2 protein-coding genes and 2 pseudogenes are annotated in these 4,784 nt (G+C 39.6%); 2 read left to right on the forward strand and 2 right to left on the reverse strand.

Annotation, left to right across the window (positions count from 1 at the left end):
- Positions 1–2,460: hypothetical protein (locus B4W83_RS10245; RefSeq protein ID WP_000516764.1), on the reverse strand; the 2,460-nt coding region annotated here is incomplete at its 3' end.
- Between the two features lie 582 nt (positions 2,461–3,042).
- Between B4W83_RS10245 and B4W83_RS14020 the strand changes: the two are divergent.
- Together B4W83_RS14020 and B4W83_RS14025 are read left to right on the forward strand one after the other, a co-directional pair.
- A pseudogene (locus tag B4W83_RS14020) lies at positions 3,043–3,676 on the forward strand (IS66 family transposase); the annotation flags it as partial.
- 102 nt (positions 3,677–3,778) lie between these two features.
- A pseudogene (locus B4W83_RS14025) lies at positions 3,779–3,904 on the forward strand (IS66 family transposase); the annotation flags it as partial.
- 286 nt (positions 3,905–4,190) lie between these two features.
- Here B4W83_RS14025 and B4W83_RS12820 read toward each other — a convergent pair.
- Positions 4,191–4,784, reverse strand: a 594-nt coding sequence (locus B4W83_RS12820) for an LPXTG cell wall anchor domain-containing protein (protein WP_158083591.1), incomplete at its 5' end; no start/stop codon positions are given.

The following is a 4,784-nucleotide window of genomic DNA, read 5'->3' on the forward strand; positions in this document are numbered from 1 at the left end:
CATTGAATCTTCCGCTGGTTTAGTTGGTTCCTGATCAGCTTTTTCTGCTTTTTCAAGCTCTTCAACTTTTGCTTTTGCTTTTTCAGCCTCAGCTTTAGCCTTCTCTAGTTCAGCTTCAGCAGCTGTTTGAGCTTGTTCAGCTTCAGCTTTTGAATTTTCAGCTGCTCTTGCTTCATTATTTTCTTTTTCAGCCTTAGCAGTCGCATCATCAGCTGTTTTCTTCGATTCTGCTGCTTTTTGCTCTAACTCCGCAATTCTAGCATCTGCTTCTTCTTGGGGTTGAACTGGAGTTTCTTCTTCCGTTTTAGCTGGTTCCTTAGCTTTTGCTTCCTCTACTTCTTTAAGGGTCTTATTGAAGTCATCAACACGAGAATTAATATCTTCTGCGTAAGATTCGACAAGGGCATCCGCCTGGTTAAATTCAGCTTCTGCTGCTGCACGAGCTTCTTCCGCTTCTTTGAGTTTTCTTTGTTGTTCCTCCAGAGCTTTAGCTTTTTGCTCAAGGTCGGCTTTGGCTTTGTTAGCTTGCTTGGTTAGAGAGTCAATTTCATCTCCCAATTGATCCGCCTTGTCTTGCAGTTTTTCTGACTCTGGACGTTTGGCATCCTCAGCTTTGGCTTTTTCAATTTGAGTTTTTATCTCTTCAGGAAGATTGCTCTCATTATAAAACTTATTGCTATTTTCAGAGTCAGGTTTAGCATTCTCTGTTGGTAACTCATCCAAAACTTGACTAGCCTTGATAGCACCACTTTCAATTGCGTCTAGTAAATCTTCCTTACCGATTGCCGCTTTAGCTGCTTGAATAGCCGCTTCCTTATCAGTAATACTGTTATCTTCCCTAATTTTAGCTTCTGCAGCCTTTTCAAGCTCTGTCAAAGCTGCTTCAAGCTCAGCTTTGGCTTGATCTTCTTTTTTCTCTTCTGGGCTTTTCTTTTCTTCTATCTGTTTAAGAGTCTGGTTGAATTCATTGGTACGTTCGTCAATGTCTGCTGCATAAGATTTCAGAACTTCATAACTCTCTTCAAATTCAGTTTGGGCTTTTTTATAATCTTCAGAATTTTTGTCTTTCGCTTCAAGCTCTTTAGCTTTTTTATCAAGGTCAGCTTTAAGTTTATTAGCTTGCTTGGTTAGAGAATCAATCTCATCTTCCAATTGATCCGCCTTATCTTGCAATTTTTCTGACTCTGGACGTTTCTCGTCTGCTTCGTTCGCTTTGTCAACTTTTTCTTTTTTATCTTTAGAAAGCTTGTCTTTTGACATATAGACAACATCACCACTATCCTTAACAATAGGGTTCTTTTCATCTTCCTCTATTGGTAACTCATTCAAAACTTGACTAGCCTTGATATCCCCATTTTCAATCGCTTTTAGTAAATCTTCCTTACCGATTGCCGCCTTGGCTGCTTGAATAGCTGCTGCTTTGTCCTTAATATTGTCGTTAGCATTAATTTGATCTTCTGCAGCCTTCTCAAATTGCGTCAAGACAGCTTCAAGCTCATATTTCGCTTTCGCTTCTGGGTCTTTGTCTCTCGCTTCCTTTGCTTTTTTGAGAGTGTCATTGAAGTCGTCAACACGAGCATCAATATCTTCTTTATAAGACTCAGCCAGTGCTACAGCCTTTTCAAATTCAGCTTGTGCAGCTTCATGAGCTGCTTTCGCTTCTTCTAGTTTTTTCTCTTCTTCTACCAGAGTTGCAGCTTTTTTCTCAGCTTCGGCTTTGGCCTTATTAGCTTGCTTGGTTAGAGAGTCAATTTCATCCCCCAATTGATCCGCCTTGTCTTGCAGTTTTTCTGATTGTGGACGTTTGGCATCAGCCTCCTCGGCTTTTTTGATTTTAGCTTTTATCTCTTCAGGAAGAGAAGAATCTTTGCTAGTAATAACTCGTTCTTCATCTTCCTTTGTTGGCAATTCCTTTACAACATCACTGGCCTTGATTTGACCATTTTCAATTGCTTTTAGTAAATCTTCTTTACCGATTCTCTCTTTTGCTTTTTTAATAGCTGCTGCTTTGTCAGTAATCTTGTCATCTGCCTTAATTTTAGCTTCGGCATCCTTTTCAAGTTCTGTCAAAGCCTTCATCACTGCTTCTTTAGCATCAGCTTCTTCCTTTTTAGCAGCAGCTAGCTCAGCATCAGCAGCCTGTTTAGCTTTTTCAGCTTTGGCTTTTGCCTCTTCTGCAGCTTTAGCATCATCTGCTTCGGATTTTGCTTTCTTAGCAGCTTCTTCAGCTTTTGCTTTCGCTTCCTCTACTTTTTTCTGTAGTTCAGCAACTTTAGCTTCAGCTTCTTTTCTAGCTGCTTCCGCTTTTTCAAGATCCTTTTTAGATTTTTCGGATGCTTTGCTAGTGTTAGTAGTATTTGATTCATCAGCTTTTACAGCCAATTGCTGAACGCTAGTAAGACTAGCCCCTAAAACTACCGCACTGGCTAGGCTAGCAAAAATCATCTTTTTCTTCCCCATTTAGGTCACCTCTTTATTATTATTTTTAATCACCTGAATCACCTGAATCACCTGAATCACCTGAATCACCTGAATCACCTGAATCACCTGAATCACCTGAATCACCATCATTATACTCTTCTACAACATATATGTCAAGTATTTTCCCAATGTTTACCCAATATTTATCTAAAATTATGATTCGGATAACTCCCCCTAGTCTGGTCAAAGTGGAAATTGGCCTAAAACAGATTTTTATGGTGGAATTTAGTGTGAGACGTTTGAGTTAGAAATGAGCTCTACTATGACAAAACATAAATACCTGACCCTTTCAGACCCTCATGAATTCTCTAGGCTGGAGATTTTGGCTCTATAATATTTGTAGTAGGAAAATCCCCTATGGATATTATGGAGCCTATTTTGTTGTAGAAAAAAAGTCCCATAAGATCTATAATGAAAAGCAACCAAACCATCATTAGAAAGATTCATATGGAACAATTACATTTTATCACAAAACTACTCGATATCAAAGACCCTAATGCCCAAATTATGGATATCATTAATAGAAGGAAATCATTGCTAAACTGGATTATGAGGCTCCATCTTGCCCAATTTGATTCAGAAGAAGTTCATCATCGCTTAGAGGACTGCATTTGCCCTGACTGTCAGGGAGAGCTAAAAGAGATTGGAGCGAGTCTTCAAGGCCAAGAATTAGTCTTTATTCCTGTGCAATTAAAACGCATAGATCATATCCAACACTCTTACAAATGCCAAGCATGCAGTGAGAAAAATCCGAGTGATAAAATCGTGAAAGCTCCTATCCCTAAAGCCCCTTTGGCGCATAAGCCTTGGCTCAGCTTCTATAATCGCTCACACCATCCATCAGAAGTTTAATCTGAAGGTTCCCAATTATCGCCAAGAAGAAGATTGGGCTAAGATGGGTTTACCAATCACACGTAAGGAAATCTCTAATTGGCATATCAAGGCGAGTCAATACTATTTAGAGTCCCTTTATAAGCTTTTACGAGAAAAGTTGTTAGAACACGCTCTTCTTCATGCGGATGAAACCTCTTATCGGGTCTTAGAAAGTGATAGCCATCTGACCTACTATTGGACTTTTTTGTCTGGGAAAGCTGAGAAACAAGGGATTAGGCTTTACCACCATGATCAGCGTCGAAGTGGTTCAGTAGTACAAGAATTCCTAGGAGATTATTCTGGCTATGTGCATTGTGACATGTTGCGGCAGTAACTTAGGACTTTAGTCCTCTAGTTCTGCCTATGCGATAGCAGTCCAAGGTTTAGGAGAAAGGCGACGCTAAGCTTGATAAACTGCGAACCGCTAGAAGCTTATCGTCAACTGGAAGAAGCTGAACTTGTTGGATGTTGGGCGCATGTGAGAAGGAAATTTTTTGAAGCGACCCCCAAACTAGCAGACTCTCGTAAACAAAGAGGTTTTAGAGGCTTGTTTACCATGGACTAAAGTTGTACAAGAAAAGTGCAAATAAGAAATCTCCAAATTAGGAACTATCCGTGAGTTCACTAGTCTGGAGATTTTTCAATATACTTCGTTATTGGGCGGTTACCGTTACACTACAGTTGACAAAGAGCCATTTAAAAAGCGAACAATTCTAAAATTGTTCGCTTTTCATCTAAACATCCCTTGTACTCGATTCCTAAAATAATCAGCAGAATTAATAGGGCTCATTTTTAAAATACAGAAGAATGTATATCAGCTTGACTAAACTTTTATTTTAGTCTTCTTTTTTCTTTCTAAACGCAAATCCGAGTCCACTTAGCATACCAAGAAGTCCTAGAGAAGCAAGAGTCGCATTTGATTCTGTTCCTGTATTTGGCAATACATTATGTGATTTACTTGGCTGTTCCGTAGAGACTGTTACCTTAGCTGGTGTTGTTACATTAGGAACTTCTACAGCTGCTTTACCTGGTTCTGTAATCTTAGCCTTACCTACAACCGTAGTATCTGGTAATTGATCATTTGGAACCTTAGCTGAACCATCTGCTCCAATCGTCACTTTAATTGGACGACCATCCTTACCTGGAAGTTCTACCATTGTTCCTTCTGGATAAGTTGAGCCATCTGGTTTCTTAGGTGTTACTGTAACGTCACCTGTAGTAGGATCTTGTACCAAGTCAATAGTTGGTGTCTTACGGGCTGGTGTTGTTACATCCACTGGTTGTGATGGTTTCTTGTTCGGTTCTGTTACTTTACCTTTACCTGGCACAGCACCTTTCGGAAGCTTGTCATTTGGTACTTCACCTGAACCATTGTCACCAATTGTTACTGTGATTGTTGTTCCATTTTCTCCTGGAATTTCTACCTTAGT

Origin of the sequence: Streptococcus pseudopneumoniae ATCC BAA-960 = CCUG 49455 (assembly GCF_002087075.1) — a bacterium.
GTDB lineage: Bacteria > Bacillota > Bacilli > Lactobacillales > Streptococcaceae > Streptococcus > Streptococcus pseudopneumoniae.